Consider the following 26,912-nt stretch of genomic DNA (forward strand, 5'->3'; position numbering starts at 1 on the left):
GCCGATCCGCGCGGGGCTCGCGGAGCCGATCATTCAGGCGTTTCGCCCTTCGGCGGGCAGTCTGCGAACACGCGGGCGGCGGTCAGCCTCGCGACCATCCACTCCTCGTTCGTCCGGATGACACGCACGGTGACGCGGCTGCGGGCAACGGAAATCACGTCGGCATTGGCGACGTTGCGCGACGCATCGAGGCGCACGCCGAGAAACTCCAGCCCCTCGCAGATGCGCGCCCGCACCGCCGCGCAGTTCTCGCCGATGCCGCCTGAGAACACCAGCGTGTCGAGCCCGCCCAGCGCGGCGGCGTAGGCGCCGACCCACTTCTTGGCCTGGTAGCAGAACAAGGCCACCGCATCCGCGGCCCTTGCATCGACCGCTTCGCGCGCAAGCAGGTCGCGAATGTCGGAGCTGGTCTCCGAGACGCCGAGCAGCCCCGATGCATCCTTGGTCATTGCGTCGAACTGCACGGGCGTCATGTGCTCGGTTCTTTCAAGATAGAGCGCGAGACCGGGATCGATGTCGCCGGAGCGGGTGCCCATGGGCATGCCGCTGGCGGGCGTGAAACCCATGCTGGTGTCGATGCCAGTGCCGCCCTTCACCGCCGCCAGACTGGCCCCGCTGCCCAAATGCGCGAGAACCACCCGCCCCTTCGCGGCAGCCGGACCGGCGGCGCGCGCCAGCGCCAGCATCAGATACGCGTACGACAAGCCATGAAAACCGTAGCGGCGCACGCCCTTCTCGCCCAGGCGCCGGGGAATGGCCAGCATCCTGGCCACGAGCGGCATGTGGCTGTGGAAGGCCGTGTCGAAACAAGCAACGTGCGGCAGTGACGGCACGTACTTTCGAACGGCCTCGATCAACTCGATCTCGTCCGGCAGGTGGTCGGGGTCGACCCACTGGATGCGGCGCAGGTCATCCAGCAGGTCGGGCGTGACAAGTTCGGGGTCGGTGTGGCCCATGCCGTGCACCAGGCGGTAGCCGACGGCGGCGAGCGTGTCGAAAACCTTGCGCGCGCTCAGCCAGTCGAGCACGGCCTTGGTGGCCGAGCTGTAGTCCCTGACAGCCCTGAGCGCAAATTCGTGCGTCACGCCGTCCGCCCCCGCGAAGCGCAGGGTGGAGCCGCCCACGCCGATGCGGTCCAGCTTGCCCTGAAGCTGGCACGCCGGCCTCCCGCCCATCCGGTACACACCGAACCGGATGCTGGAGGAGCCGCCGTTCAAGGCCAGGATGAGAGGGCGCGCGGGCTTCATGAGTGGCCGCAGTTTCTGGTCCCCGGCAAAAGTCCGTCTGTGCGGTAGCGAACATTCGCGACCACATGCACCTATTCGTCAGAACAAGCCCTGCTGCAGGCTCGTCAGGGCCGCGAAGCTGTCGCCCAAGGGCTGCAGGATGGCGTCGGCGATCGGCTGGAGCTGCTTGCTCAGGTAGTGCTCGTAGTCGATGCGGGAATGGCGCGTTTCCAGCGGCTCCGGTCCGTTGCGGGTCATGACATAGCGGATCCAGCCGCCGTTCTGATACTGCCTGGGCCTTCCGATGCGGGCGTTGTATTCGTCCGCTGTGCGAGCGGCGCGAACCTGCGGCGGCACGTTGACCAGATAGGCGTCCAGGCGATGGCGCAGGCGCTTCCTGTAGATGAGAAGGTCGTCCTTCTCGCCGGCGAGCATCGACTGCGCATAGGCGGTCACGAACGCCTTGTAGGGCTCGCCCTGGAAGATGCGCGACAGCAGGCCCTCCTGGAACTGGCGCGCCAGCGGCGTCCAGTCGCTGCGGGCCATCTCCAGCCCGCGGTAGACCATTTCCTCCTTGCCGTCGGCATCCACGCCGAGGCCGGCATAACGCTTCTTGCTGCCCACCTCCGAGCCGCGAATGGTGGGCATGAAGAACTTCCGGTAGTGGGTGTCGAATTCGATTTCGAGGAAGTTCTCCAGCCCCTGCCCCTCGCGAAGCGTGCGCGTCCACCAGTCGTTGATGTCGCGCGCCAGGCCCGCCGCGACCGCATGCGCTTCCTCGTTGCTGTGGGTGCGCCTGAGCCAGATGAAGATGGAATCGGTGTCGCCGTAGATGGCCTCGTAGCCCCGGCGCTCCACGAAGTCGCGCGTGAGCTTCATCATCTCGTGGCCGCGCAGGGTGACGGCGGAAACGAGCTGGGGATTGAAGAAGCGGCAGTCGGCCGCGCCGAGCACACCGGCGAAGGAGTTCATGAGCAGCTTCAGCGCCTGGGACAGCGGCTCGTTCCTCGCGCGCTTGGCCTCGTCGCGCGCACGCCAGAGCGTGGTCACGATTTCCGGCAGGCAGTGCCTCTCACGCGAGAAGGCGGTCCCCTGCGGACCCTTGACGACCATCGTCGGGTCGCCGGCATTGGCGCCTTCCACGAGCCCCACCGGATCGACCAGGAAGGTCCGGATGATCGAGGGGTAGAGGCTCTTGTAGTCGAGGACCACGACGGAGTCGTAGAACCCGGGCTTGGAGTCCATCACGTAGCCACCGGGGAAAGCCTTGCTCGGGATCTCGCCCACGTTCGGTGCCACATAGCCCAGGCGATGCATCCTTGGAAGGTAATGGTGGCTGAACGCGGCAATGGAGCCGCCGAAGTGATCGGCCTGCAGGCCCGTGGTGTGCGCCCGCTCCATCACGAACTGCAGCAGCTTCGCCTTGTCGAAGATGCGCAGGACCAGCTCGCAGTCCCGGATGTTGTAGCGCGCGAGCGCGGGCTTGTCTTGCTGATAGCGCCGCTCGATCTCCGCCATCTTGTCGTATTCGTCGCCGATGGCCTTGCCCTCCCCCAGCATCGCCTGCGAGACGCTCTCGAGGCTGAAGGACGGAAAACTCCACATCGCCGCCTTCAGCGCGTCGATGCCATCGATGATCACCCGCCCGGGCGTGGGCGCGAACAGGTAGCCCTGCTTGCCCGGATGGGTGCGCCAGTCGATGGGCCGACGCTCCCGCCCCAGCAGGAGCTGCGTCCCGCAGTCGTTGGCGGTCTTCTGGAGCACCCGCAGGTCGAACTGAATGACGTTCCAGCCGACCACGACGTCCGGGTCGTTGCGCTCGAGCCATTCATTGAACTGCTCCAGCATGGCCTTGCGGGTCGGGCAATAGACAAGCGCGAAGTCCATGGGCTCGCCCGACGGCTGCTGCTGCTGCGGCGGCGGCGGCGGCGGCTCGCCCAGCATGAAGACCACGCGCTCCTGCGCGCCGTCCAGCGCGATGGAATAGAGCGCCTCGTCCTGGCTCGTCTCGATGTCCAGCGACACCATCTTCAGCATCGGCCGGAATTCAGGCGCGGGCTTGAGCCTGCAGTCGTAAATGGTGGCGCGGTCTGCGCGGCCCTCCTCCACCAGGACGCCGGCGGTGATGAACCGCTCCATCAGGTAGCGGTCGTGCGGGCGCACGTCGGCTTCGAACACCCGCACGCCCTGCGCCTGCAGGGCGCGCGCCATGCGGCCCAACTGGCGGAAGTGCTTCGCATAGACGCCGAAGACGGGGTTCCGATCGAAAGTCTTTAGCTCCAGTTCACGCAGCTGCAGTCCCGGCAAGGCCGCAAGCTGCGCTTCCACCGCGGCCCGGTGCCGCGTCTCGACGAAGGCGACCGACGTCTGGGAGGTCAGGACCACTTTCCTCGGCCCTGCATCCGTTGCCAGCCAGTACTCGATCTCCGTGCCACCCGGGGTGTCTCGCCAGTGGCGGGTGAGGATGAAGCCCGTGAGTCCGGTGGACGCCACGGGGGTCGGGGGTATCGGGTGAGTCGGGTGGATCGGAACGGCAGGCTTGGGCACGCCCGATTCTCCCCGGTCCCGGCCCGCCGCGCGAAGCGGTCGTGCAACGCGTCGCCGCGCTGCGCGGCGTCTGCTCGCTCACGCCGCCACCACGCCCTCGCCTTGCCGGATGCCCATCGCCTTGAGCGTCTGCCCGATCGCTTCCACCGCACCCGGAATGCCCGCTTCGCCGAAGTGGCCCATGCAGCCGACGCGGAAGGTCTCGACCTGGGTCAGCTTGCCCGGGTAGAGGATGTAGCCGCGCTTCTTCACCTCCTGGTAGAAGGTCTTGAAGTCGTAGTTCGCGTCGTCGGGCGCATGGAACGTGACGATGATCGGCGCCTGGATCGATTGATCGAGAAAACTGCGCAGCCCGAGCGCGGCCAGGCCGTCTACAAGCGCCTTGCAATTTCGCGCGTAGCGCCCGCCCCGGGCCGCGAGGCCGCCCTCCTCGATGTACTGCGCGATCGCTTCGTCGAGCGCGGCGACCACGTGCGTGGGAGGCGTGAAGCGCCACTGCGTGGTCTTCTCCATGTACACCCACTGGTCGTACAGGTCCATGCTCAGCGAGTGGCAGTGGCCTTCGCACTTCTCGAGCGTGCTGCGCCTGACGACCACGAAGCCCATGCCCGGAACACCTTCCAGGCACTTGCCGGAGGCCGCGATCACCGCATCGAAGGGCGTCTTGCGCGCATCGATCTCGATGGCACCGAAGGAGCTCATGGCGTCGATGATCAGGCCGCACCCGTGCCTGGCCGCAACGAGCGCGATTTCATGCAGCGGATTGAGCACGCCGGCCCCTGTCTCGCAGTGCACCACCGCCACGTGCGTGATGCTCGGGTCGGCGGCAAGGGCGCGCTCCACGTCGTCGGGCTGCACCTGCCGGTCCTCGGTGTAGTCGATGGTCGTGACCTTGCGCCCGAGCACCCGGCAGATCCGGGCAAGGCGCTGGCAGTAGGCGCCGTTGCTCGGAACCAGCACATGCCCATCGCGCGGCACCAGCGTGCCGACGGCCGCCTCGACCGAGAAGGTGCCGCTGCCTTGCATCGGAACGCATTCGTGCGTGCCCTTGCCGTGCACGATGTCGAGCACTCGCTCGCGGATGCGCGCGGTGATCTTGTTGAAGTCGCTGTCCCACGATCCCCAGTCGCGCAGCATGGCGTTGCGGGTGCGGTCCGAGGTGGTGAGCGGGCCCGGCGTGAGAAGGATGGGGCTGGTGGTCGAACTCATCGTGATATCTCCGTACAGGTAAAGAGCGGGAAGGTCGAGGGGGAACGCGATCTCAGGTGCGCCCCAGCAGGCGCCAGGCCTGCGTGCGCGTCAGCAGCACGCGCGTGAGCAGCGAATAGACGATGCACACGACGACGGAGGTGACGACGATCAGGCTGGCCAGGGCGGCCGCGGGGCCGATGTCCCCCGCGTCGTCCATGTGCATGATCGCGACCGAAGCCAGGATGGTGTCGGGCGTGTAGAGGAAGATGGCGCAAGACAGGCTCGCCATCGACACCACGAAGAAGTAGCGCCCGATGTCCAGGATCGCGGGCAGGCACACCGGCACCGTCACGCGGAAGAAGGTCTTGATGAACGGGACCTTGAGCGAGGCCGACACGGCCTCGAATTCGTTGTCGATCTGCTTGAGCGCGGTAACGGCCGTGAGATGGCTCGAGGTGTAGTAGTGCACGATCATCGAGACGACCAGGATCGTCATCGTCTGATAGAGAAAGCCCAGCGGGTTGGCCGGATGGTTGAAGAACATCACATAGCCCAGGCCGAGCACCAGCCCCGGCACCGCCATCGACAGCACCGCCATCATGTGCATCGTGGGCCGCATCATTCCCAGATTGCGCGTCTTCTCGATCAGATAGGCCCCCACGAAAACGATGAAGGAACCGGCCACGGCCGTGACCGCGGCGACGGCGAGGCTGTTGGTGTAGGCGGCCGCCATGTCGCTTTCGAGCAGCGCGAAGCGATAGTGCTTCAGCGTGAACGAAAGGTCGTAGGGCCAGAGCGTGATCAGGGAGGTGTAGACCGCCATGCCGATGATCGCCAGCAACAGCGCGCATACCGTCGCGCAGAACATGAGCAGCAGCGTGTCGGCCACCTTGCGCGGTTTCGGGCTGTAGGGCACCGAGCGGGCAGTGAGCTGTGCCTTGAGCTTGCGGCGCACCACGTAGTCGATCACGAAGGAGACGATCGAAGGCACCAGCAGCAGCATCCCGACCACCGCGCCGATCGAGAAGTTGTGCTGACCCACCACCTGCTTGAACACGTCGACCGACAGCACGTTGAAATTGCCGCCGATCACCTTGGGCGCGCCGAAGTCGCTCACCACGTAGGTAAAGACCACCGTCGACGCGCTGATCAGGCCGTACTTGCAGGAAGGCAGCGTGATCGTCATGAACTGGCGCATCGGCCTGGTGCGCAGCGCCTTGGCCGCCTCGTACAGCCGACCGTCGGTCAGCGACATGGCGGTCACGAGGATCATCAGCGCGTGCGGAAAGGTGTTGTAGACCTCGGACAGGATGATGCCGGGCGCCCCGTAGATCGAGACGCCGCCGAGCAGGAACTTGAGCGCGCCCTGATTGCCGAACCACTGCACGAACGAGATGGCCGACAGCAGCGACGGCGCCAGCAGCGGGATGAGCGCGATCAGCCGGAAAACGGCCTTGAGCCCGGCCGGCATGCAGCTGCGCGTGAGCGCGTAGGCAAATACGAAGGCCGCGGGCACCGAGATCGCGACGACCGCGGCCGCGACCCACACCGAGTTCCAGACCGCGCGCAGCAGGCTGGGCGTCTGGAAGTAGGTGATGAAATGCGCGAGGCCGACGAAGCGGCCGTCCTTGTCCTGCACCGCGTGCGCCAGGATGGTCACCAGCGGCGCGACCAGGAACACGAACAGCATGGCCATCACCGCAAGCAGCACGCCGCGCGCGATGATCTCGTCACGGCTCCAGCGCATGCCGGTGCGGCGGTAGGCTGCGGGCGGTGTCATGGCGGGCGCGCCGGGCGCGGGGGGAGTGTGCGCCAGCGTGTTCATGCGACCGTCCGGGCGGCCGGTGCCGCGAAGGCGCGGATGCGGTTGGCCCGCAGCGCGATCTCGATGGTGTTGCCCTCGCGGATGTCGAGGTCGTGCAGCTGGTTGAGCGAGAAGTGCAGCCCCAGCGTCTGGCCGTGCAGCGCCTGCGCCGTGACTTCCGCGATGCACAGGCCGCCCAGGAACTCGACCTTGCTCACCAGCACGCTCATGCGGTTGGCGGTGTCTTCTCGCAGGTTCTCCGCCATGCGGTCTTCGGGCCTCAGATAGAGGTTGACGGCGTCGCCCGGCGCGAAGGCACCGTCGCAGGCATCGCACTGCAGCTCCAGGTCGCCGACCTTGAAGCGCTGCTGGCCCAGCGCCACCGCGCGCAGCACGTTGACCTTGCCCACGAAGTCGGCCACGAAGGGCGTGGCCGGTTGCTCGTAGATTTCCATCGGCGTGCCGACCTGCTCGATCACGCCGTGGTTCATGACCACGATGCGGTCGGCCATCGAGAGCGCCTCTTCCTGGTCGTGCGTGACCATGATGGTGGTGATGCCCACCTGCTTCTGCAGCCGGCGGATCTCGCCACGCAGGCGGATGCGCTCCAGCGCGTCGAGCGCCGACAGCGGCTCGTCCAGCAGCAGCAGACCCGGCCGCGTGGCCAGCGCGCGCGCCAGGGCCACGCGCTGCTGCTGGCCGCCCGAGAGCTGGCTGGGGTACTTGTGCGCGGAGGTCGGCAGGCCGACCAGCGTGAGCAATTCACTGACGCGCGCCTTGATCTGTGCTCTGCGCGCGCGCGAATTGACCAGCCCGTAGCCCACGTTGTCGGCGATCGTGAGGTTGGGAAAGAGGGCGTAAGACTGGAACACGATGCCGTAGTCGCGCCGCTCGGGCGGCAGCCACGAGACGTCTTTGCCGTTCTGCAGGATCTGTCCCGAGGTCTGCGTCTCCAGACCCGCGATGATCCGCAGCAGCGTGGTCTTGCCGCAGCCCGAGGGCCCGAGAAAGCACAGCATCTCGCCCGGGTTCACGCGCAGGTGGATGTCGCGCAGCGCGCTGAAGGACTCGAAGTCCTTGCGAACGCCCGCGATCTCCAGCGCGGCGCAAGCGCCCGCGGGCACCGGGCTGGCAATGAACTTGGTATCGGTCATATCCATTTTTCGCACTCGTCGTTGGCGTACGCCGCAAGGATGGGCGCCGCGGGTTGTGAGAAGGGCTGCGGGTGTCGCCCCGGCAGGGGTCGGTTGACGCGACAGAAGATGCGCGCAGCCCCGGGGGCGGGCCCTATTTCGGTTCGGCCTTGCCTTCGTAGCGCTTGCTCCACTCCGCGAGGATTCGCTCGCGGTTCTTGGCCGCCCAGTTCAGGTCGTTCCTGGCCAGCAGCTTCTCGTAGTTGTCGGGAATGCCTTCGAGCTTCGATGCCACGCCGGGGTAGGCCACCACCGCCCACCATGTGGAGGTGATCTGGTTGGCCTCCTTGCTGGCCATCCAGTCGGCGAAGCGCTTGGCCTGGTCCATCTTCTTGCTCGTCTTCATGATGCTGGTGGCCTCGATGTCCCAGCCCAGACCCTCCTTCGGGAAAATCAGGTCCACGGGCGCACCGGACTTCTTGACCTGGTGCGCACGGAATTCGAACGAGATGCCGATGGGAAACTCACCCGCGCCCGCCTGTTTGCAGGGCTTGGAGCCCGAGTGCACGTACTGGGCGATGTTCTGGTGCAGCGCGTCCATGTACTTCCAGCCCTCGGCGTCGCCCATGTTCTGCAGCCAGGAGGACACGTCGAGGTAGCCGGTGCCGCTGGAGGCGGGATGGGGCATGGTGATGGCGCCCTTGTAGACGGGCTTGGCCAGGTCCTGCCAGCTCTCGGGCTTGGGCAGGCCCAGCTTCTTGGCCTCCACGCGGTTGAAGCAGATGGTGGCGGCCCACACGTCCATGCCGACCCAGGACGGCGGGCGGGCGCTGTCCGAGTACGCGGGATTGAGCGCATTGAAGCCCTTGGGCTCATAGGCCTGGAGCATCCCCTCCTGGGCCAGCAGCGCGAGGCTGCTGGCGGCCAGGCCGGCGACCACGTCGGCCTGCGGGTTGGCCTTTTCGGCCAGCAGCTTCGCAGTGACGATGCCGGTGGAATCGCGCACCCATTTCACCTCGATGTCGGGATTGGCTTTTTCGAAGGCGTCCTTGTAGAGCTTCATCGCGTCGGTTTCGAGCGCCGTGTAGACCAGGAGCGAGGTCTTTTGCGCCCATGCGGCGCCGCTGGCCGCAAGGCCTAGCGCCGCCGCACACAGAACCGCCGTGAGACGGCGCGTGCTTTGTTTCATCGTCATCTGTTTCTCCTGAGGGCTTGCTGTCACTGGAAGAGGTGAGTGAGTGGCGGGCTCCGGCAAGGGCTGTACCAAGCGCCGGTGGGCAAAATGTAGATTGGTGATTGAAGACTGTCAATAAAAAATTGTTGACAGTTTTCAATCCATCGGGAAAATACGCCCCATGGTCACCAGCAATCACTCCGCCGCCCTCGCATTCCTCCAGTCCAGCTCGCTGCCGATGCTGATGCAGGAGGAGATCGAGCGTTTGATCATGACGGGCGAACTCCCCGTCGGCAGCCGAATCAACGAAAGCGAGCTCTCGCAGCGCTTCAATACCAGCCGCGGCCCCATCCGCGAAGCGCTGCGCGCGCTGGAAGAAGCCGGCCTGGTGCGCAACGAAAAGAACCGCGGCGTCTTCGTGCGCGAGATCGCATTCGAGGAAGCCGACGAAATCTACGAATTGCGCGAGGCCCTGGAAGAAGTCATCGGCCGGCGCGTGGCGCTCGCCATCAAGCCCGATGGCATCGAGCGGCTGCGCGCCATGCTCGACGCGATGCGCTCGGCCGCCCACGCGCAGGACGTGGAGCAGTACGCGCAGCTCAACCTGCAGTTCCACGAGATCCTGCTCGACACCGCGGGCAGCAAGAAGCTGACCGAAACCTACAAGCGCCTGGTCAAGGAACTCCACCTTTTCAGAATGCGCGCGCTCGACAGCGGCGGCGGCCTGCGGGTCTCGGCCGACGAGCATCGCGCCATCGTCGACGCCATTGCCAGCGGCAACCCCGACGTCGCCGGACAGGCGCTGCGCCAGCACGTCGCCGGCAGCCGCGCACGCATGCACAAGGCCTTCGGCCGCGCCGATCCCGCTCCCATTGCAGCCCCGAACAACCCACCCCAAAAGGAAGTCTGAAATGACACAGGAGACACTCGAAGTCAACGCCCGCAGCTACCGCTGGATGTCGCGCCCGGTCGTCGTGGTGTGCGTGGACGGCTGCGAGCCGGCGTACCTGGACGCGGCCATCGCCGCGGGCGTGGCCCCGTACTTCGACCGCATGAGGAAGTCCGGCGCCGACCTGCTGGCCGACTGCGTGGTGCCCTCGTTCACCAACCCGAACAACCTGTCCATCGTGACCGGCGCGCCGCCGGCGGTGCACGGCATCTGCGGCAACTACTTCTTCGACCGCGAACTCGGCCAGGAAGTCATGATGAACGACCCCAAGTACCTGCGCGCGGGCACCGTGCTCGCCGCCTTTGCCGACGCAGGCGCCAAGGTCGCCGTGGTCACCGCCAAGGACAAGCTGCGCAAGCTCCTGGGCCACCGCATGAAGGGCATCTGCTTTTCCTCCGAGAAGTCCGACCAGGTCACGATGGAGGAGAACGGCATCGACAACGTGCTCGACATGGTCGGCATGCCCGTGCCCTCGGTCTACAGCGCCGAACTGTCGGAGTTCGTGTTCGCCGCCGGCGTGAAGCTGATGGCGTCGAGGCGCCCCGACCTGATGTACCTCTCGACCACCGACTACGTGCAGCACAAGGCCGCTCCGGGCAGTCCGGCGGCCAATGCCTTCTACGCCATGATGGATGGCTACCTGTCGCAGCTCGATGCAATGGGCGCCACCATCGTGGTCACCGCCGACCACGGCATGAACGACAAGCACGACGCGCAAGGCGCGCCCAAGGTCATCTACCTTCAGGACGTGCTCGACGGCTGGTACGGCGCTGAGGAGGCCCGCGTGATCCTCCCGATCACCGACCCCTACGTGGTGCACCACGGTGCGCTCGGCTCCTTCGCCACCGTGTACGTGCCCGCGCAGGCAAGCGTGCCCGGCTGGATCGAGCGCATCAAGGGCATTCCCGGCATGGAGCTGGTGCTCTCGCGCAAGGAAGCCGCCGAGCGATTCGGGCTGCCGCCGGACCGCATCGGCGACATCGTGGTCGTCAGCGAGCAGAGCACGGTCATCGGCACCTCGGCCAGCCGGCACGACCTGTCGGCCCTCGAAGTGCCGCTGCGCTCGCACGGCGGCGTCTCGGAGCAGCGCGTGCCGCTGATCTGCAACCGCCCGGTCACCGGGATCGCAGCCGGGCGCCGGCTGCGCAACTTCGATGCGCTCGACCTCGCCTTGAACCACGCTCAGTAACTGCGGAGAACCTCATGAGCCAAGCCATGCTGAAGCCAGGCACCGTCCACAAGGAAGCGCTGCGCATCGCCGGGGAAAAGGTCTATCGCGATCGCACGATCGAAGTCACCTACCCCTACACCGGCGAAGTGATCGCCACCGTGCCCAAGGCCTCGCTCGAGGACCTGCGGGTGGCCTACAAGATCGCGCGCGACTACAAGCCCACCCTCACGCGCTACGAGCGCTACAAGATCCTGATGCGCGCGGGGGAGATCATCGCCTCGCGCCTGGATGAGATCTCGCGCGTCATCACCATGGAGTCGGGCCTGTGCCGCAAGGACTCGCTGTACGAGGTGGGCCGTGCCTCCGATGTGCTGCTGTTCGCGGCCAACCAGGCCCTGGTGGACGACGGCCAGGTGTTCTCCTGCGACCTCACGCACCACGGCAAGAGCCGCAAGGTCTACACGCTGCGTGAGCCGCTGCAGGGCGCGATCACCGCCATCACGCCGTTCAACCATCCGTTGAACCAGGTGATCCACAAGGTGGCGCCGTCCGTCGCCACCAACAACCGCATGGTGCTCAAGCCCAGCGAGAAGACCCCGCTCACCGCCTTCATCCTGGCCGACATCCTGTACGAGGCGGGACTGCCGCCGCAGATGCTGTCAGTGATCACAGGCGACCCGCGCGAGATCGCCGACGAGATGCTCACGAGCGACGACGTCGACCTCGTCACCTTCACCGGCGGCGTGGCCATCGGCAAGTACATCGCGGGCAAGGCGGTCTACAAGCGGCAGATCCTGGAGCTGGGCGGCAACGATCCGATCATCGTGATGGAAGACGCCGACATCGAGGAGGCCGCGACGCTGGCGGCCAGCGGCTCCTACAAGAATTCGGGCCAGCGCTGCACCGCCATCAAGCGCATGCTGGTGCATGAGGCGGTGGCCGACCGGTTCGTCGAACTGCTGGTGGCCAAGACCAGGGCCCTGAAGTACGGCGACCCGATGGATCCGGCCACCGACATGGGCACGGTGATCGACGAGGCGGCGGCGATCCAGTTCGAGTCGGTGGTCAACGAGGCCATCAAGGCGGGGGCGAGGCTGCTGTGCGGCAACGAGCGCCGCGGCGCGCTCTACTCGCCCACGGTGCTCGACCATGTGGACCCGCAGATGACGGTGGCCAAGCACGAGACCTTCGGGCCGGTGTCGCCGGTGATCCGATTCAAGAACATCGAGGAGGCGATCCGCATCTCCAACGGCACGGCCTATGGCCTGTCCTCGGCGGTGTGCACCAACCGCATGGACTACATCACGCGCTTCATCCGCGAGCTGAACGTGGGCAGCGTCAATGTGCGCGAGGTGCCGGGCTACCGGCTGGAGCTCACACCCTTCGGCGGCATCAAGGACTCGGGCCTGGGCTACAAGGAAGGCGTCCTCGAGGCCATGAAGAGCTTCACCAACTGCAAGACATATTCACTGCCCTGGTAGACCACGATGAGCCTGAGCATTACCGACATCGTCGGCCTGTTCGAAAGCAAGGGCGGCGCGCAGTACGACGGCGAGCCGGTCACGCAACTGGAGCATGCGCTGCAGTCGGCGCACCTGGCTGAGCAGGCGGGCGCCGGCAGCGAGCTGATCGCTGCCTCGCTGCTGCATGACCTGGGGCATCTGCTGCACGACTTCGGCGGCACGCCGACGCAGCAGGGACTGGACGACCTGCACCAGTACCGCTGCCTGCCATTTCTTCGCGCGTTGTTCGGCCCGGCCACGCTGGAGCCGATCCGCCTGCATGTGGATGCCAAGCGCTTCCTCTGCGCCAGGGAGCCCGGCTATCTCGAAGCGCTGTCGCCCGATTCGAAACGCAGCCTGCAGTTGCAGGGCGGCGTGTTCGACTCGGCGCAAGCCAGCGCTTTCGAGGCCCTGCCGCATGCAATGGATGCGGTCCGCCTCCGGCGCTGGGACGACCAGGCCAAGTGCGCCGATGCGAGGACGCCAGACCTGGCGTACTACGCGCGTCACCTGGCAATCGCGTCCAAACACGTTGCCGCGGCACAGGCATGAGCGCGGCGCCAACGGTCGCCCTGACCAGGCGCCGGGCCACGACGCAGGACATTCCCTTTTTGCTCGCGCTGCGGCAGCAGACGATGAACGGCCACGTCATTGCTTCCGGTGCCGAGGTCAGCGACGCGCATCACATGGCGCGGCTGATGCATCGCTTCGAGTGCGCCGAGGTCTTGCTGCACGCGGGGATGCCGGTCGGCCTGCTCAAGGTGTCGCGCGATCCGCATGAGTGGGTCGTCATCCAGATCCAGCTGGCGCCCGTCTGCCAGGGTGGCGGCATCGGCACCGGGCTGCTGGCAGAGGTCGTCCACCAGGCCGCAAGCGCCGGCGTCGACCTCACGCTCAGCGTGCTGAAGGCGAATCCCGCGAAGTCGCTCTACGAGCGCTTCGGGTTCGTCGTCGAGCGCGAGTCCGAGTTTTCCTACGAAATGCGGCGCAAGCCCTGACAACCTGCGAGGCCGACATGCGCCCCTTCTGGATCGAACAGGCCCTTTTCAACGACGGTGATCTTGCCCCCGCGCTGCAGGGCATGCAGCGCGCCGACGTGTGCATCGTCGGCGGCGGCTTCACGGGCCTGTGGACCGCCATCCAGGCAAAGCAGCGCAACCCCGCACTGGACATCGCGATCGTCGAGAGCGACCTCTGCGGCTCGGGCGCCAGCGGCCGCAACGGTGGCTGCCTGCTCACCTGGTCGGCCAAGTTCTTCACGCTGCGCCGGCTGTTCGGCGAAGCCGAGGCGATCCGCCTCGTGAGGGCCTCGGAAGCCGCGGTGCAGCACATCGCAGACTTCTGCCGCGCACAGGGCATCGATGCCGAGTTGCGGCAGGACGGCACGCTCTACACCGCCACCTCGCAGGCCCAGGTCGGCGCGCTCGACCCGGTGATGAAGGGGCTGGAGGACTGCGGCATCCACTCCTACCACCACCTGCCGCCGGAAGAGGTGGCGCGCCGCTCGGGCTCCGCACGCAACCTCGCCGGCGTGTTCTCGCCCATCGCGGCGACCGTGCATCCGGGAAAGCTGGTGCGCGGGCTGCGCCGCGTGGCGCTGCGCATGGGCATCCGCATCTACGAGCGCAGCCCGATGGTCGACTTCACGCAGGGCCATCCGGTCACGGTGCGCACACCTGCCGGCAGCATCGAAGCGCCGAAGCTGGTGCTCGCGATGAATGCCTGGATGGCCAGTGCCCTGCCCTGTTTCGAACGCAGCATCGCCATCGTCTCGAGCGACATGGTCATCACCGAGAAATGCCCCGACCTGCTTCGCGCGACCGGCCTCATCGACGGTGTGTCGGTGCTCGACTCGCGCACCTTCGTCTACTACTACCGGACCACCGTCGATGGGCGGCTAATGCTGGGCAAGGGCGGCAACACCTTCGCCTGGGGCGGGCGCATCGCGCCGGTGTTCGACCAGCGCTCGCCTTACGAGGCCGACCTGACGCGCGCGCTGGGCGACTTCTTTCCCTCGCTGCGCCAGGTGCCCGTGACCGCCAGCTGGAACGGCCCCTCGGACCGTTCGGTGACCGGCTTTCCTTTCTTCGGCAGGCTCAACGGCACGCCGCACATCTACTACGGCTTCGGCTATTCGGGCAACGGCGTAGGGCCCACCTACATGGGCGGGCAGATCCTGTCGTCGCTGCTGCTGGACGAGGACAACGCCTGGACGCGGAGCTCGCTGTTGCGGGGGCCGCTCGGGCTGTTTCCGCCGGAGCCGATCCGCTACATCGGCTCCATCGTCGTGCGCGACGCGATCCGCCGCAAGGAAGCGGCGGAAGACCGGGACGCCCGTCCGTGGATGGGCGACCGCCTGCTCAGCAAGTTCGCCAATGCGGCGGGCAAGTCGGACAAAGCCTGAGCCAACTGCGGCACTTCGGCGCGAAGCCCGTGGACGGGGCCGCAGACCCCGGTTGTGGCGTACGCTTCCGGTGCAGTCAGGCAAGCGCACTTCGCGCCCTCAACTCCGGAACAACAGCATGCAATCCCATCAGCTCGAAATCTTCGCGGACTACTTTCAGTTCTACCTGCAGGACGAAACGGCGCAGGGCGATCTGTCGGATGCCTGGGATGACCCGGCCGTGGAGCGCATGCTCGCCACCTCATCGGGCATGGTCGGCCTTGGCACCGTCCGCAACATGCGTGTGCCGGTGACGCTCGAGTTCCTGGACGCGGAGCCTGCGGATGACCTCGCCCCGTTCGATCATGTGGCCGAAGGTTCGCTGGTGATGGAGACCGGCCCATTGGTCGTGGCGGGCTGCACGGACTATCTTCCGGACGCGGCCCGCTTCGACATCGAGCCCGGCACCTACCGGGTGAGGCTGTCGTGTTCAGGCCTGAATTCCCTGTCGGAGGATGGGCTGCAGGGGCAGGACCGCTATCTCGTGCAGCTGTGGCAGGCGCCTCCGATCGACCCGCGCGTGCTCAAGCAGCATGCCGGCTAGCGCCTCGTCCGGATCCGCCGCCCGGGCGAGCGCGCCCTTGGCGGAAAATGGCTCATGCACGATGCCTGCCCCCACGACCCCGCTCTCGTTCCTACCCACACGACCGCGGCCCCATCGTCCGTCGCACACTGGGTCTCGCACCACCACGGCATCCCGGTGCAGCAGTGCCACCTGATTCGCCGCGGCCTGAATGACAACTACGCGCTGCTTTCGGCGGACGGCATCCGCTACGTGGCGCGCCTGTACTCGATCCGCCCGCGCGGCGGCTTCAATGCGCATTTCGAAATGGCGCTGCTGGCACACCTGCAGTCCAAAGGGGTCGGGGTTGCCGCGGCCGTGCCGGCGGCGGACGGGCGCGCCTGCGTACCGCTGCAATTCCCCGAAGGACCGCGCGCGCTGGCCCTGTTCCGGAATGCCGAAGGCGCGATTCCGGAGACGCTGGAAGAAATCGAGCTGACCGGGTGCATGCTGGCCCGCATCCACGGGGCGGCACGTGACTACGCCGGTCCACCCAGCCGCTACACGCTGGACGGCCACCACCTGGCCGGGCGGACCCTGGGCTACCTGCAGGTGTATCCGGAGATCGGCACGCAGCTGCTGCAGGCTTACCGCCTCCTGGTGCAGCGCCTGATTGAAGAACTGGCCGAGGTCGAGCCCGGGCTGACGCGCGTCGTCTGCCACGGCGACACGCACGGCTTCAACAACCATGTGAACACCGACGCGGACGGCATCCGCAGGACGGTGTTCTTCGATTTCGACGATGCCGGCCCGGGCTTCCTGGCCTACGACCTGTGCGTGCTGCCCTGGTCGCATCTGTTCCGCAAGAACCTCAAGGCACCCGACGACGTGCTGCGCGAGCGCTGGATGCACTACCTGCGCGGATACCGCGCGGGCGGCGGCGAAGTCAGCGATCGCGACCTGGCGGCATTGCCGCTGTTCATGCAGCTTCGCCACCTGTGGAACCTTGGCGAGGCGGCCGGCCGGCTCAACCACTGGGGAACGAATTCGGTGCCCGTGGATTGGCTGCAAAAGCAAATGGAGGTGTTCGAGGCGTGGAAAGGGCTGGACCTGCGGGTCTGACACCGCTGCCGCACGACAACCCGACCATGTACCCGACCGGAACCCTGCGCGGCATCGCCGCGATGCTGCTGGCTTGCGCCTTCTTTGCCTGCATGGACGCGCTGCTGAAAAACCTCGCCGGACACTACCCGCCGGTGCAGGTGATGGCGCTGCGCGGTCTCACCGCCCTGCCCCTGGTGTGCCTGTACATCGCGTGGCGGCGCGAGGCGGCCGGCGTCTTCAACCGCCGGCTTCGTTGGCGCCTGCACCTGCTGCGCACCATGCTGAACATGGGGATGCTCGTGCTCTTCGTCCACGGGCTGAAGACGCTGGGCCTGGCCGAGGCCTACACGCTCACCTTCATCGCTCCGCTGCTGATGGTGCTCATTGCCGTGCCGATGCTGGGCGAGTCGGTGCAGCCGCGGCACTGGACCGCCATCGGGCTGGGCTTCGTCGGTGTCGTGATCGCGCTGCGGCCCGAGCAGGGCGCGTTTCTCTCGACGGGCGCCCTGGCGGTGCTGGTGGCCGCCGTCTGCTATGCACTGTCGAACATGCTGGGCCGGCTCGTGAGCCGTACCGAGTCGAGCGCCGCGCTGGTCTTCTGGGCCACGGCAGGCATGGCCGTGGGCGGCAGCCTTTTGTCCGCACCGCAATGGGTGCCCATCCAGGCCGGGCACGCGTGGGTGCTCGCGGGTCTGGCCATCAGCGGCTTCCTGGGCCAGCTGGCCATCGCCGAGGCCTTCCGCCACGGCCAGGCCGCCGCCATCGCGCCCTTCGAATACAGCGCCCTCGCCTGGGGGTTGATGCTGGACTGGCTGTTCTGGCAGGCCGCGCCCGATGCATGGACGCTGGGCGGCGGCGCATTGATCATCGCGAGCGGCCTGTGGCTGGCGCGCAGCGAGGCAGCAAAGCGGCCGGCCCGGAGCTGATCTGCTGCTCGGCCCCGCTGTCGGGAGCCTCATAGGGCTCGGAGACGCCCGAGCCACGCTCGCGATGCTGCGGACGCCGGACGCGGCTCGCCTATGTTCGCGGGCCCGAGGGCATCATCGTCGGGCTCGCAGAACAGCTCGGCCAGGAGCCTGCTTCAGCGGACCAGCCTTCACCGAAACGCTGAAAACCATAGCCGCGCTTTGGCGCAGCGGATGCGTTGCGTGCCCAATTCGACGGCACGCAGCAGCCGAACGTCACTTGCCGAACAACCCGGCCACACGCTGCCACGTGCGCAGCATGAAGCCCGCGCGCTCCACGTCGGCCTGCGCGACCAGCGGTGCCTCGCCCACCGCCTTGCCGTTCGACTCGGCGACGACCTTGCCGATCACCGCGCCCTTGGCCACCGGTGCCTCCAGCTTCGGGTTGATCTGCACGGAGGTATTCACTTTCTGGCCGCGCGGCACCGTCACCGTCCAGGGTGCTCCAAGCCCCGCGGCAACCGTATCGGCCTTGCCGAAGCGGACGTTGGTCGTCGTGACCACGGCGTTGGGCTGGATGGGGGTGGCCTTCTCGAAGTTGCCGTATCCCCATCCGAGCAGCGCGCGGGTTTCGTCGGCACGTGCCTGCGCGCTGTTGGTGTTGAGGATCACGGTGATCAGGCGCATGCCGTTGCGCTTGGAGGAAGTCACGAGGCAGTAGCCCGCCTCCTGGGTGTGCCCGGTCTTCAGGCCGTCGACCGTGGGGTCGGTGTAGAGCAGCGCATTGCGGTTGCCCTGCTTGATGCCGTTGTATTTGAACTCGCGCTCCGCGTAGATCGGGTAGTACTCCGAGCTGTCGCGGATGATCGCGCGCGCCAGGATCGCAAGGTCGCGCGCGGACGACTTGTGATCGGGATCGGGCAGGCCCGTGGAGTTCACGAAATGCGTGTGCGTCATGCCCAGGCGCTGGGCTTCCGCATTCATGAGTTTGGCGAAGCCCTCCTCGGTGCCGGCCATGTGCTCGGCGATCGCCTTGGACGCGTCATTGCCCGACTGCACGATGATGCCGCGCAGGATGTCGATCACGGTAGCCTGGCTGTTCAGCGGCAGGTACATGCAGGACTCGGTGCTCGAGCCGCGGCACCAGGCGTTCTGGCTGACCGACACCAGATCGTCCTTCTTGAGCTTGCCGGACCGGAGTGCCTGTTCGACCAGGAAGCTGGTCATCATCTTGGTCAGCGACGCCGGCGGCAGCGGCTCGTCGGGGTTGGCCGAGGCCAGCACCTCGCCGGAATCGAAGTCCATCAGCAACCACGCCTTGGCCGGCAGCGCCGGCGGGCCGCCGGCAACGGCCGTTTGCCCGGCCGCCGGTGCGGCGGCGGGCGCGGTGGCAGCGGGCTTCTTCTGGGCTGCAGGCTTGGCGGCATGGGAGGCCGCGAAAGCGGGTGCGGCGGAAATCAGGGCGCCCGTGGCGATTGCGAAGGCGAGCGGGAGGACGGAAGGAGTCTTGAATTGCATGTGCGTGTAGGAGCTGAACGGCGATTCTGGCGGATGTGGCGATTCGGGGGTGCTTGGCAGACCAGGAATCGCCGCGCAAGTTCGCCAACCGGTGGAACACCCCGGACGCTACCCGATCCGCACGCGGTCCGCGGTGGCGTTTCCTGCCGTTACCGCATGCCCGCCGCTCAAGCCTGCTGGAGACGGGGTTCGGTCGGGCCCGCCGCCAGGCGCAACCTCGAGGAACTGCGCAAGCGGCGGCCGGGGGCCAACTGTACACCGCCAGGAGCCGCCGGCACCCCCAGCGGCAAACGCCACCTAGGAGCCGCCATTCACTGCTTGCATCACCGGGGCGTCGGATTCCACGACTGCGTTTCCATGCACAAGAGCCTGCGGACCGGCCTCGGCGGAAACCGCATCCGCGGACGCGGCGGCCAGCAGCTGGTAGCCACGTCCGTAAACCGGCACCAGCAAGAATCCATTTTCCTTGCGCAAGGCCAGGCGGGTTCGCAACCTCGCGACACATACATCCAGCGCCCGGGAGCGGCTGCTTTGCGTGGAACCATTCCACAACGAGCCCATGAGCAGTTCCCGCGACACCACGTGGCCGATGTTGCCGAAGAGAGCCATGGCCAGGTCGAACTGAAGCGGTTGAAGCTGAATTTCAAGGTTCTTGTGAATCACCACATGGCGGCCGTCCATCACAAAGCGATAGTCGCCCCAACTTACTTCCCGCTCGGCATCGCTGCGCACTGCACGAAAACCGGACCGGTGCAGGAGTGCTTCAATCCTCCATTCAAGCTCGTCCTCGCTCAACCTCGCGATGCCGATGACGCTGGCTGCGAAGAAATCGGCGTTGCGCGGAAGCGATCGCCATTGCATTTCATCCAGGCAGAGGAGGACCGGAACATCTTTTGCCCGACAAATGCCCGAGACGCCGAGCCACTCCGAATGGCGCTTGACAGTCATCACCAGCACATCGAACTCGTGATTTTCCGCGAGCCGCTCCAGGAATTCGTTGGAATCCTGAAACTCATGCACGGAGGGACCGATCCGCCGAAGAAGCGAACTCAGTTGATCTCTGCGACTCGGGTCTCGATCAACAAGCGCTGCCCTGATTGTCTTCAAGATTCCTCTCCACAACACACCTCGGCGAATCTTCTGAATTGTCCAGCCCATGGCGAAGCATTGCTATGCGCCTGGGCGGCCTCCAGCGTGCGAATAAGCGCCTCCGCAGCCAGCGGGCGGCCGTAAAACCAGCCCTGCATCAGGTGCACTCCGCGATCCCGGAAGTACTCGACCTGTGCGCTGCTTTCGACGCCCTCGACGATGATTTCCACACCCAGTTCTCTGGCCAGCTCAATCACGGATGGGACGATTCGCTCCCTCAACGTGCCCGTGCCCACGGTGTCGGTGAATTTCTTGTCCAGCTTGATCTTGTCGACCTTCAGGTCGCTGAGGTAGGACAGGTTGGCGTACCCCGTGCCGAAATCATCGATGTAGATTTCGTGGCCACGACCGCCCAGCTCCAGCATCACGGTCACTGCGGATTCGAGCCTTGCGGAAGTCCGCTCTGTGAGTTCAAAGGCCAATTGCGTCGGCGCGATGCCGGCTTCTACAAAGTGATGCTGCAGCGACTGATGGAAGCTGCTGTCCATCATGTCCGCGGGAACGACGTTCACGCTGATCTTGAAGTTCTTGTGGGTGCGAAGGAAATCGCCGAAGTCCTCGGAGACCCGCTGGAGCGCCAGCAGAGTCAACTTGCCGATCAGTTCATTCGCTTCGGCGATGGGGATGAATACCGCAGGTGAGACGCTTTCCCCGCTCTTCAGGGTCCATCGCATCAACGCCTCCGCTGACACCGTCTCGCCGGTCCGGTTGTCCACGATCGGCTGGTAGTGCATGAACAGCTCCTTCTTGGCAACCGCCTCGCGCAGCAGCGCGTCGATGGTGCGCGTTCTGTATCCGCGAGCGGACCAGGATGCGATGCCGAACGCCACACCGATGCCGGCAAGAATTCCTGTGAAGATGAGCAGCATCAGGTTGCTCATCAGGACAGCCAACCCGCGCGCCTTCAGCACATAGCAGGTGACCTGCCCAGGCAGGCACGCGACTGAAATGATGTCACCCCGAAGCCAGTACGTGGAGCCCGGGATGAACAACGGTTGCGCGATGCCTGGATCTGCGCCACGCACGACGAGCATCGTGCCGGTTGCGCTGTTCAACAAGACAACACTCAACGCGTAGCGGCCATCCTCCACCGTCGCCGGCTGCTTCTCCGGCGCGACGAGGAGCTCGTAGGCGCCTTCCTTGACGAGGGTGGATTTGACGCCGGGCGAGAGCGGCAGGTCGACATTGCGCCATATCCGGCGGCCTGTCTCGGTCGTGAAATCGGGACTGTCGGAAGGAAGGCTGGAAGCGGCGGCGCCAATGTTGCCGTTGCACCGCGGGCCGGCGTTATCGCCCTGGTAGACGACGTCGCGAATGATCGCGGATCGAAAGGCGATGGACCGCAGTGCTTCAAGATGCGTCGAGGAGCATGGTTGGGCATCCAGGGCGCGCAGTTCCGCGAACGCCGCATTGACTTCGGCAACCCGCTCCAGCGGTTTGGAGATGACGGCCGCCGCGGCCGCGCGTATCGTGCGTTGTTCGTCGGCAATCAGAAATGCGCATAGCACCGCGAGCGTGGCCACAACGCCGAACGTCGACCACACGATGATGCGCTGTCTGTTGGACGCCATCTGACCCAGCACTGACGCATCGGGGTCATTGTCGCGCCGAGATATGGTTGATTTGCCTGGATGAAAGTCGGCACGGAACATCACGCAACTTTCATTCGCGGGTAAAGCCCGAACGATATTGCATTCACGCCCGCTTGGGCGAAATATGACGGACGCGAGGAAGTAAAGCAGCGGCTGCGGACCTCTATCGACTCCGAAGTGTGATTCGAATCACAAGCTGCAGAAGACGGGGGCCACTCCAGATATCAGGTTCCACGGCCGAGATGGCCGCCCCGTGGCGACCATTGTTCCCTCGCACCAAAGTTGCCGCGCGCTTTTTTTCCGCGCTTCAGCCGATCACGAACTTGCAAATCTCGCGCGAATACGCCTGGAGAAACGCATTCTTGTCGGGCAGTGGCTCCGTGGTATGCGGCGGGGGAATGTCCATGAATGAAAAGTGACCTGCTCCTTCCGTGACGCGGACGTCCACGGCAATCGAAGCGCGCATGGCACTCGCCATCCATTCGGTTTGGACTGGCGGAGTGATGCTGTCCGCCGAACCTACCCACGCCAGGACTGGAACTCGCACCGCATCAAGCGCTGCGGGCGCGCGGAAGAATCCGGTAGGGGGAGCCAAGAGAGCCAGACGAGTCAAGCGACCGTCCGGTGCAATCCAGACGCGTCGACCTGGCGCTAACCACATTTGAGCTCCCGCCTTGGCAACGAGGGTGGCCGCGCCAATCGAATGCCCCACTCCCACCACCTTCGCCGATGGCTCAGTGAATGCGTCGAGTGCGAGGGAAAGACGCCTTGCGCGGAGAGTCAGTTCGTCCTCGCTCGGGGTGGTCGAAGCAAGCCGCTCGAAATGCGGCGCCACGATCTTGCAGCCAGACCCGGCCAAGGCACCGAGGAGAGTCGCGTGACGCTCTGGCTGGCCGCCCGTGCCCACCGCGAAAAGAACCACGGGAGCGCCGGCGGCCGCTTCCTGAACCGACACCTTGAATGAATCAACTCCGTCTTGCAGCGTCTGCGTCAGCATTGAAAGCAACTCCCTGTCATGTGTGGGCTCGATCGCGTTTTGCATGATGCAGTTTCATCAAGTTCTTGCCCCGTCCAGGCCCGCATTCTGCCGTGCCGACGAACGCCGCGCCGCGTTCCGGTCCACCGCCAGGGCAGCGGACTTGCCGATTCGGGCTAATGGACTGCGGTGATCGATGGAACCATGACTGCGGCTGGCGTGCTGAACGCGCCTGCACTCAAGCACCCAGAGACTCACCGAGGTATGTTGTGAACGACATCGAATCCCTTCTCGAAAACCTGCATTTCCCCGACGCACCCAAGATGGCCGCGGGCCCCTATCCCGGACCGCGCGCGGCCGAAGCCCTGGCGCTGTCGGCTCGCACCGAATCCATGGCGCGCGGCGGCGGCCGCATGCCGGTCGTCATGGACCGCGCCTTCGGCGCCACCTTCAAGGACCCGGACGGCAGCACCTTCATCGACCTGTCGGCCGGCGTCGGCGTGAGCAGTGTGGGCCGCTGCCATCCGAAGGTGCAGAAAGCGGTCGTCGAGCAGTCGCAGCAGCTCATGCATGCGATGGAGGTCAACAGCACCCGCCGCACCGAGCTGGCCGCGCGCCTGTCGGCCCTGATGCCCGAAGGCCTGCGCAACGACTGCATCACATTTTTCGCGCAGAGCGGAAGCGATGCGCTCGAAGCGGCTGTGAAGTTCGCGCGGCGCGTGACGGGCCGCCACCAGATCATCGCCTTCCACGGCGGCTATCACGGCGTGTGGCATGCGTCGAACGCGCTGACCACGGGCACGGCCTACCGCAAGGGCTACGGACCGTTCATGGGCGGCGTGATCCATGCGCCCTACCCATACGCCTATCGCTTCCCGTTCGACACCACCCACAAATCGGCCGAGCAGATCGCCGGCGAATACGTCGACTACCTGCTGAACACGCCCTACACGGCCGCCGACGACGTGGCCGCCGTGATCGTGGAGCCGGTGCAGGGCGAAGGCGGGTACGTCCCGCCTTCACCCGAATTCCTGCAGCTGCTGCGCAAGGCCTGCGACCGCAGCGGCACGCTGCTGATCGTGGATGAGGTGCAGTGCGGCGCCGGCCGCACGGGCCGCATGTGGGCGGTGGAGCACACGGGTGTGAAACCCGACATGCTGACCTTCGGCAAGGGCATCGGCGGTGACGTGCCCATGGCCGGCATCGCCATGCGCAGCGAGCTGGCCGCGCGCATCCCCGATGGCTCGGTCCCCAACACCTTCGCTGCGAACTCGCTGTCTGCTGCGGTGGCCCTCGCCAACCTCGAGATCCTGCACGACCCCGCGCTGGGGCTGATGCCGCGCGCGGAACTGCTGGGCCATGAAGTCCAGGAACGAGTGCGCGGCTTCCAGAGCCCCTACGTGGGCGAGGTGCGCGGCAAGGGCTTGATGATCGGCATCGAGCTCGTCGAGGACAAGGCCACCAAGGAGCCGCTGGCGCCGCAGAAGGTCGGCCAGATCATGGAATACGTGCTCGGCCACGGCGTGCTGATGGTGCCCTGCGGGCGCTATGGCAACGTGATGCGCGTGATGCCGTCGCTGACCATCTCGAAGCGGCTGCTGCACCGCGCGCTGGATGTCTTCGGCGAGGCGCTGGCCTCGCTCTGAACCGGCCGTGACGCGCGCGGCACGGCCGCCTCGCCTACTGCTGGGCGATGCGGGCCGTGAGCTCCGACGCGGCGGTGGTGATCAACGTGCACAGGTAGCTTTCCTGGAAGGCCCGGAAGCGCTCGTTGCGTCCCACCAGCGTCATGCTGCCGAGCACGCGCTGCTTCTCGTCGAAGATCGGCGCGGCGACGCCCGTGCGGCCTGGGTGAAGCTCGCTTTCGCTGATGCAGTAGCCCTGCTTGCGGATCGCCAGCAGGCCCTTGGAGAAGGACTTCCACTCCAGCCCCTGCTGCTGCCCCTCGGGCGTGCTGGCATGGGCATCGAAGACACGGCGGATCTGCCGCGGCAGCAGGTAGGCCAGCACCACGCGCGAGGTCGCACTGTGGAACAGGTCGATGGGGCGGCCGCGGCCTCCGCCCACAGGCCCGGGGTCGGGGCCGCGGCGGATCAGCACGTTGACCACCGAGTCGCCGTACCACTCGCTGATCACGGCATCCAGGCCCGTCTCCGCCACCAGCTTCTCGACCAGGTCGCGGCTGCGCACCAGGACCGGGTCGTAGTCGGTCATCTGGTGCTCCAGCGCGATGATGCGCGGCCCCAGCGCATAGCCGCGTGGCAGGCGCACCAGGAGGCCGGCATCGCCGAGCTCGCGTGCGTGCGCGGGAACGCGGCCACCCGTACTCTCTTCACGGCGCGCCTCGCGCTCGGCCACTTGGCGATCTTCGGTGAGACGGGTTTCTGTGAAAACCGGTGATGCCGCTCAAGCCGGCTTTAACCGGGCGTGACGTGCTCGTCGCCATCGCGCGCCAGGGCGCTGGAACGCCCGGGCGCGTGCCGCCGCCGCCCGGCGGCACGCACCCCTGCGCGGGCTCTACCTCACCTGGACCTGCACGCGGCGCTGCTGTGCATGCGCAGCCTTGGGAATGCGCAGCTTCAGAACGCCTTGCGCGAGCTCTGCCGTGACACCTTGCGTGTCCAGCTCCTTGCTCAAGGTGAACACGCGCCGGAAGCGGCCGAGGCCGACCTCCGTGTGGCTGGTCTGCAGGTCTTGCGGCACTTGCAGATCGGACTCGGCGTCGATGGTCAGCGTCGACGCCTCGACATGGAGGTTCAGCTTGTCGCGGCTGACCCCGGGAAGGTCGGCGTAGAGCGTGATGCCGTTGGCGTCCTCGACCACGTCGACGGGCGGTGTCAGGGCTGCGTCGCTGTAGCTGGAATGTTCCCTCTGCACATGCTCGCCGGCGGCGGCGTTCGCGGGGGCCTGGATGCTGTTGCTCATGGTGTGCTCCTTGTCACTGGATTTCGATTCGACGCGGTTGGGCGGATGCGCGGCGCTTCACGCTGATGTGCAGCACACCGTCTCGAAGCCTGGCTTCGACCGCGTCGGGGTCCGCGTCGTCGGGCAGGGTCATCGCGCGGCGGAAGGTCCCTTCAAAGCGCTCGTTGATATGCACGGTGGCGGACTTGTCCAGCGCACCCGGCAGCGCGTTCTTGCGCTCGCCCGAGATCGTCAGCAGGCCGCGCTCCAGATTCACCTCGAGGGTCGAGGGATCCACACCCGGCGCGAAGGCGAAGATCTCCAGCGCTTGCGGCGTGCTTCCGACGTTGAGCGCGGGAAATCCGTTGCGCGCGACGCCGCGGATGGTGGGAGACAGGTCGAAGGCCTGCTGCACATCGCGCTGCAGGCGATCCATCTCCGCGAAGATGTCGCGAGGAAACAGGGATCGATACATGGCAAAACCTCCTTGCAAGGCCGACCGGAGCGCCGGGCGTGCGCCACGGGACTCGGTCGGGGAAATGGCGAACAAGAAATGAAGTCAGACGGCTTCGGCGTCTGGCTCGCGGGCCTGCTACTGCGGCCGCGCGGGCTCCCGGTGGACTGGCGCAGATCCGCCTGAGTGCACAGGCGTGGCCGTCTTGATTCTTGGCATGCGCATTCGCCAGCGCGGCGGGCGCGATTCCGGATAGTTGAACCTTGCGAGTTCTTCCCGCCCCTTCTGCGTCACAGCCAGCACCTGGGCTGCAGCGGCGGCGCCAGACAGCGCCAGGGGATTCGCGGGCGACGGAACCAGTGCAACGACGAGCCCGGCGGCTCTGAGCACTTTGACCCGGTCGATGTCTTCGGCTCGATAGAACGAAATCGGCAAACGGGAGCCGGCAATCTGCCTGAGCAAGTTCATGGTCATTTCAGTACCTCCTTTTCGGTCGACCAATCTTTTGACGATAGGCAACATAGGACCCTGCATCGCAAATTTCAAGAGGAAAAGATGCGACGCCTGCTGCTGGCAAAAAAGACCCGGCCTTGCGGGCCGGGTCGAGGTTTACAGCAAGGCCCGCACCTGCGGTGCGGGCGAGAAAATCTAAGACTTAGCCCGCGCAT

24 protein-coding genes are annotated in these 26,912 nt (G+C 66.1%); 10 read left to right on the forward strand and 14 right to left on the reverse strand.

Going from position 1 to position 26,912, the window contains the following annotated elements; genetic code table 11:
• Positions 1-29: 29 nt before the first annotated feature.
• The 6 genes from WIX39_RS30735 to WIX39_RS30760 all read right to left on the reverse strand — a co-directional run bounded on the left by WIX39_RS30735 (position 30) and on the right by WIX39_RS30760 (position 9,096).
• Complete coding sequence (locus tag WIX39_RS30735) at positions 30-1,247, reverse strand: acetate/propionate family kinase (RefSeq protein WP_409196849.1); 1,218 nt, start codon at positions 1,245-1,247, stop codon at positions 30-32.
• Between the two features lie 78 nt (positions 1,248-1,325).
• Positions 1,326-3,719 (reverse strand): DNA polymerase II, encoded by a 2,394-nt coding sequence (locus WIX39_RS30740; RefSeq protein WP_409196850.1) that lies wholly within the window; start codon positions 3,717-3,719, stop codon positions 1,326-1,328.
• A 132-nt stretch (positions 3,720-3,851) separates the two neighbouring features.
• On the reverse strand, positions 3,852-4,982 hold the full coding sequence (locus tag WIX39_RS30745; RefSeq protein WP_409196851.1) for a 2-aminoethylphosphonate--pyruvate transaminase: 1,131 nt from the start codon (positions 4,980-4,982) through the stop codon (positions 3,852-3,854).
• 52 nt (positions 4,983-5,034) lie between these two features.
• Positions 5,035-6,744 carry a putative 2-aminoethylphosphonate ABC transporter permease subunit gene (locus WIX39_RS30750; protein WP_234383183.1) on the reverse strand — a complete coding sequence of 570 codons (1,710 nt, stop codon included), beginning with the start codon at positions 6,742-6,744 and terminating at the stop codon, positions 5,035-5,037.
• A 41-nt stretch (positions 6,745-6,785) separates the two neighbouring features.
• Complete coding sequence (locus tag WIX39_RS30755; protein ID WP_285412723.1) at positions 6,786-7,928, reverse strand: putative 2-aminoethylphosphonate ABC transporter ATP-binding protein; 1,143 nt, start codon at positions 7,926-7,928, stop codon at positions 6,786-6,788.
• Between the two features lie 127 nt (positions 7,929-8,055).
• The gene (locus WIX39_RS30760; protein ID WP_106937992.1) at positions 8,056-9,096 is read right to left on the reverse strand and encodes a putative 2-aminoethylphosphonate ABC transporter substrate-binding protein; all 1,041 of its coding nucleotides are present in this window, start codon (positions 9,094-9,096) and stop codon (positions 8,056-8,058) included.
• A gap of 160 nt (positions 9,097-9,256) precedes the next feature.
• On the opposite strand from WIX39_RS30760, the gene WIX39_RS30765 reads away from it, so the two are divergent.
• The 9 genes from WIX39_RS30765 (at position 9,257) to WIX39_RS30805 (ending at position 17,672) form a co-directional block, all read left to right on the forward strand.
• On the forward strand, positions 9,257-9,985 hold the full coding sequence (locus WIX39_RS30765; RefSeq protein ID WP_106937991.1) for a phosphonate utilization associated transcriptional regulator: 729 nt from the start codon (positions 9,257-9,259) through the stop codon (positions 9,983-9,985).
• 1 nt (position 9,986) lies between these two features.
• A complete protein-coding gene (gene phnA / locus WIX39_RS30770; protein WP_409196852.1) occupies positions 9,987-11,213 on the forward strand; it encodes a phosphonoacetate hydrolase in 1,227 nt (408 codons plus the stop codon).
• A gap of 14 nt (positions 11,214-11,227) precedes the next feature.
• Positions 11,228-12,676, forward strand: coding sequence for a phosphonoacetaldehyde dehydrogenase (phnY, locus tag WIX39_RS30775; RefSeq protein WP_409196853.1), 1,449 nt, complete (start codon positions 11,228-11,230; stop codon positions 12,674-12,676).
• Between the two features lie 6 nt (positions 12,677-12,682).
• Positions 12,683-13,249, forward strand: coding sequence for a phosphonate degradation HD-domain oxygenase (locus WIX39_RS30780; protein ID WP_409196854.1), 567 nt, complete (start codon positions 12,683-12,685; stop codon positions 13,247-13,249).
• Positions 13,246-13,695 (forward strand): GNAT family N-acetyltransferase, encoded by a 450-nt coding sequence (locus WIX39_RS30785; protein WP_409196855.1) that lies wholly within the window; start codon positions 13,246-13,248, stop codon positions 13,693-13,695. The genes WIX39_RS30780 and WIX39_RS30785 overlap by 4 nt, the downstream gene beginning before the upstream one ends.
• Positions 13,696-13,712: 17 nt before the next feature.
• Entirely contained in the window at positions 13,713-15,101 is a 1,389-nt protein-coding gene (locus tag WIX39_RS30790) for an FAD-dependent oxidoreductase (RefSeq protein ID WP_409196856.1), read from the forward strand.
• Between the two features lie 118 nt (positions 15,102-15,219).
• Positions 15,220-15,684 (forward strand): hypothetical protein, encoded by a 465-nt coding sequence (locus WIX39_RS30795; RefSeq protein ID WP_285412714.1) that lies wholly within the window; start codon positions 15,220-15,222, stop codon positions 15,682-15,684.
• A 54-nt stretch (positions 15,685-15,738) separates the two neighbouring features.
• Positions 15,739-16,764 carry a phosphotransferase enzyme family protein gene (locus WIX39_RS30800; RefSeq protein WP_409196857.1) on the forward strand — a complete coding sequence of 342 codons (1,026 nt, stop codon included), beginning with the start codon at positions 15,739-15,741 and terminating at the stop codon, positions 16,762-16,764.
• Positions 16,765-16,790: 26 nt separating this feature from the next.
• Positions 16,791-17,672: a DMT family transporter gene (locus WIX39_RS30805; protein ID WP_409196858.1), complete on the forward strand. Its 882-nt coding sequence runs from the start codon at positions 16,791-16,793 to the stop codon at positions 17,670-17,672.
• A gap of 255 nt (positions 17,673-17,927) precedes the next feature.
• Here WIX39_RS30805 and WIX39_RS30810 read toward each other — a convergent pair whose 3' ends face one another.
• The 4 genes from WIX39_RS30810 to WIX39_RS30825 all read right to left on the reverse strand — a co-directional run bounded on the left by WIX39_RS30810 (position 17,928) and on the right by WIX39_RS30825 (position 22,952).
• Positions 17,928-19,169: a D-alanyl-D-alanine carboxypeptidase family protein gene (locus tag WIX39_RS30810; protein ID WP_081269193.1), complete on the reverse strand. Its 1,242-nt coding sequence runs from the start codon at positions 19,167-19,169 to the stop codon at positions 17,928-17,930.
• Between the two features lie 297 nt (positions 19,170-19,466).
• A complete protein-coding gene (locus tag WIX39_RS30815) occupies positions 19,467-20,189 on the reverse strand; it encodes a winged helix-turn-helix domain-containing protein (RefSeq protein ID WP_409196859.1) in 723 nt (240 codons plus the stop codon).
• Positions 20,190-20,272: 83 nt separating this feature from the next.
• Positions 20,273-21,970: an EAL domain-containing protein gene (locus tag WIX39_RS30820; protein WP_409196860.1), complete on the reverse strand. Its 1,698-nt coding sequence runs from the start codon at positions 21,968-21,970 to the stop codon at positions 20,273-20,275.
• A 247-nt stretch (positions 21,971-22,217) separates the two neighbouring features.
• Positions 22,218-22,952: an alpha/beta hydrolase family protein gene (locus tag WIX39_RS30825; RefSeq protein ID WP_409196861.1), complete on the reverse strand. Its 735-nt coding sequence runs from the start codon at positions 22,950-22,952 to the stop codon at positions 22,218-22,220.
• Between the two features lie 203 nt (positions 22,953-23,155).
• Here WIX39_RS30825 and WIX39_RS30830 point away from each other — a divergent pair, with 203 nt between their 5' ends.
• A complete protein-coding gene (locus tag WIX39_RS30830) occupies positions 23,156-24,532 on the forward strand; it encodes an aspartate aminotransferase family protein (protein WP_409196862.1) in 1,377 nt (458 codons plus the stop codon).
• Between the two features lie 34 nt (positions 24,533-24,566).
• Here WIX39_RS30830 and WIX39_RS30835 read toward each other — a convergent pair whose 3' ends face one another.
• From WIX39_RS30835 to WIX39_RS30850, 4 genes are all read right to left on the reverse strand, one after another.
• Positions 24,567-25,244 carry an IclR family transcriptional regulator gene (locus WIX39_RS30835; RefSeq protein WP_409196863.1) on the reverse strand — a complete coding sequence of 226 codons (678 nt, stop codon included), beginning with the start codon at positions 25,242-25,244 and terminating at the stop codon, positions 24,567-24,569.
• A 159-nt stretch (positions 25,245-25,403) separates the two neighbouring features.
• Positions 25,404-25,811 carry an Hsp20/alpha crystallin family protein gene (locus tag WIX39_RS30840; RefSeq protein WP_409196864.1) on the reverse strand — a complete coding sequence of 136 codons (408 nt, stop codon included), beginning with the start codon at positions 25,809-25,811 and terminating at the stop codon, positions 25,404-25,406.
• 13 nt (positions 25,812-25,824) lie between these two features.
• Entirely contained in the window at positions 25,825-26,265 is a 441-nt protein-coding gene (locus WIX39_RS30845; protein WP_081271060.1) for an Hsp20/alpha crystallin family protein, read from the reverse strand.
• Between the two features lie 117 nt (positions 26,266-26,382).
• On the reverse strand, positions 26,383-26,718 hold the full coding sequence (locus WIX39_RS30850) for a hypothetical protein (protein ID WP_234383127.1): 336 nt from the start codon (positions 26,716-26,718) through the stop codon (positions 26,383-26,385).
• Positions 26,719-26,912 lie beyond the last annotated feature (194 nt).

The organism is Variovorax sp. AB1(2024) (assembly GCF_037482385.2).
In the GTDB taxonomy this organism is placed as follows: domain Bacteria; phylum Pseudomonadota; class Gammaproteobacteria; order Burkholderiales; family Burkholderiaceae_C; genus Variovorax.

Coding starts and splice junctions, on each gene's coding strand:
- WIX39_RS30790 (WP_409196856.1), top strand. CDS start 13,713: ATGCGCCCCTTCTGGATCGAACAGGCCCTTTTCAACGACGGTGATCTT.
- WIX39_RS30850 (WP_234383127.1), bottom strand. CDS start 26,718: ATGACCATGAACTTGCTCAGGCAGATTGCCGGCTCCCGTTTGCCGATT.
- WIX39_RS30810 (WP_081269193.1), bottom strand. CDS start 19,169: ATGCAATTCAAGACTCCTTCCGTCCTCCCGCTCGCCTTCGCAATCGCC.
- WIX39_RS30745 (WP_409196851.1), bottom strand. CDS start 4,982: ATGAGTTCGACCACCAGCCCCATCCTTCTCACGCCGGGCCCGCTCACC.
- WIX39_RS30780 (WP_409196854.1), top strand. CDS start 12,683: ATGAGCCTGAGCATTACCGACATCGTCGGCCTGTTCGAAAGCAAGGGC.
- phnY (WP_409196853.1), top strand. CDS start 11,228: ATGAGCCAAGCCATGCTGAAGCCAGGCACCGTCCACAAGGAAGCGCTG.
- WIX39_RS30805 (WP_409196858.1), top strand. CDS start 16,791: ATGTACCCGACCGGAACCCTGCGCGGCATCGCCGCGATGCTGCTGGCT.
- WIX39_RS30820 (WP_409196860.1), bottom strand. CDS start 21,970: ATGTTCCGTGCCGACTTTCATCCAGGCAAATCAACCATATCTCGGCGC.
- WIX39_RS30755 (WP_285412723.1), bottom strand. CDS start 7,928: ATGGATATGACCGATACCAAGTTCATTGCCAGCCCGGTGCCCGCGGGC.
- WIX39_RS30795 (WP_285412714.1), top strand. CDS start 15,220: ATGCAATCCCATCAGCTCGAAATCTTCGCGGACTACTTTCAGTTCTAC.
- WIX39_RS30765 (WP_106937991.1), top strand. CDS start 9,257: ATGGTCACCAGCAATCACTCCGCCGCCCTCGCATTCCTCCAGTCCAGC.
- WIX39_RS30760 (WP_106937992.1), bottom strand. CDS start 9,096: ATGACGATGAAACAAAGCACGCGCCGTCTCACGGCGGTTCTGTGTGCG.
- WIX39_RS30800 (WP_409196857.1), top strand. CDS start 15,739: ATGCACGATGCCTGCCCCCACGACCCCGCTCTCGTTCCTACCCACACG.
- WIX39_RS30785 (WP_409196855.1), top strand. CDS start 13,246: ATGAGCGCGGCGCCAACGGTCGCCCTGACCAGGCGCCGGGCCACGACG.
- WIX39_RS30750 (WP_234383183.1), bottom strand. CDS start 6,744: ATGACACCGCCCGCAGCCTACCGCCGCACCGGCATGCGCTGGAGCCGT.
- phnA (WP_409196852.1), top strand. CDS start 9,987: ATGACACAGGAGACACTCGAAGTCAACGCCCGCAGCTACCGCTGGATG.
- WIX39_RS30845 (WP_081271060.1), bottom strand. CDS start 26,265: ATGTATCGATCCCTGTTTCCTCGCGACATCTTCGCGGAGATGGATCGC.
- WIX39_RS30825 (WP_409196861.1), bottom strand. CDS start 22,952: ATGCAAAACGCGATCGAGCCCACACATGACAGGGAGTTGCTTTCAATG.
- WIX39_RS30735 (WP_409196849.1), bottom strand. CDS start 1,247: ATGAAGCCCGCGCGCCCTCTCATCCTGGCCTTGAACGGCGGCTCCTCC.
- WIX39_RS30840 (WP_409196864.1), bottom strand. CDS start 25,811: ATGAGCAACAGCATCCAGGCCCCCGCGAACGCCGCCGCCGGCGAGCAT.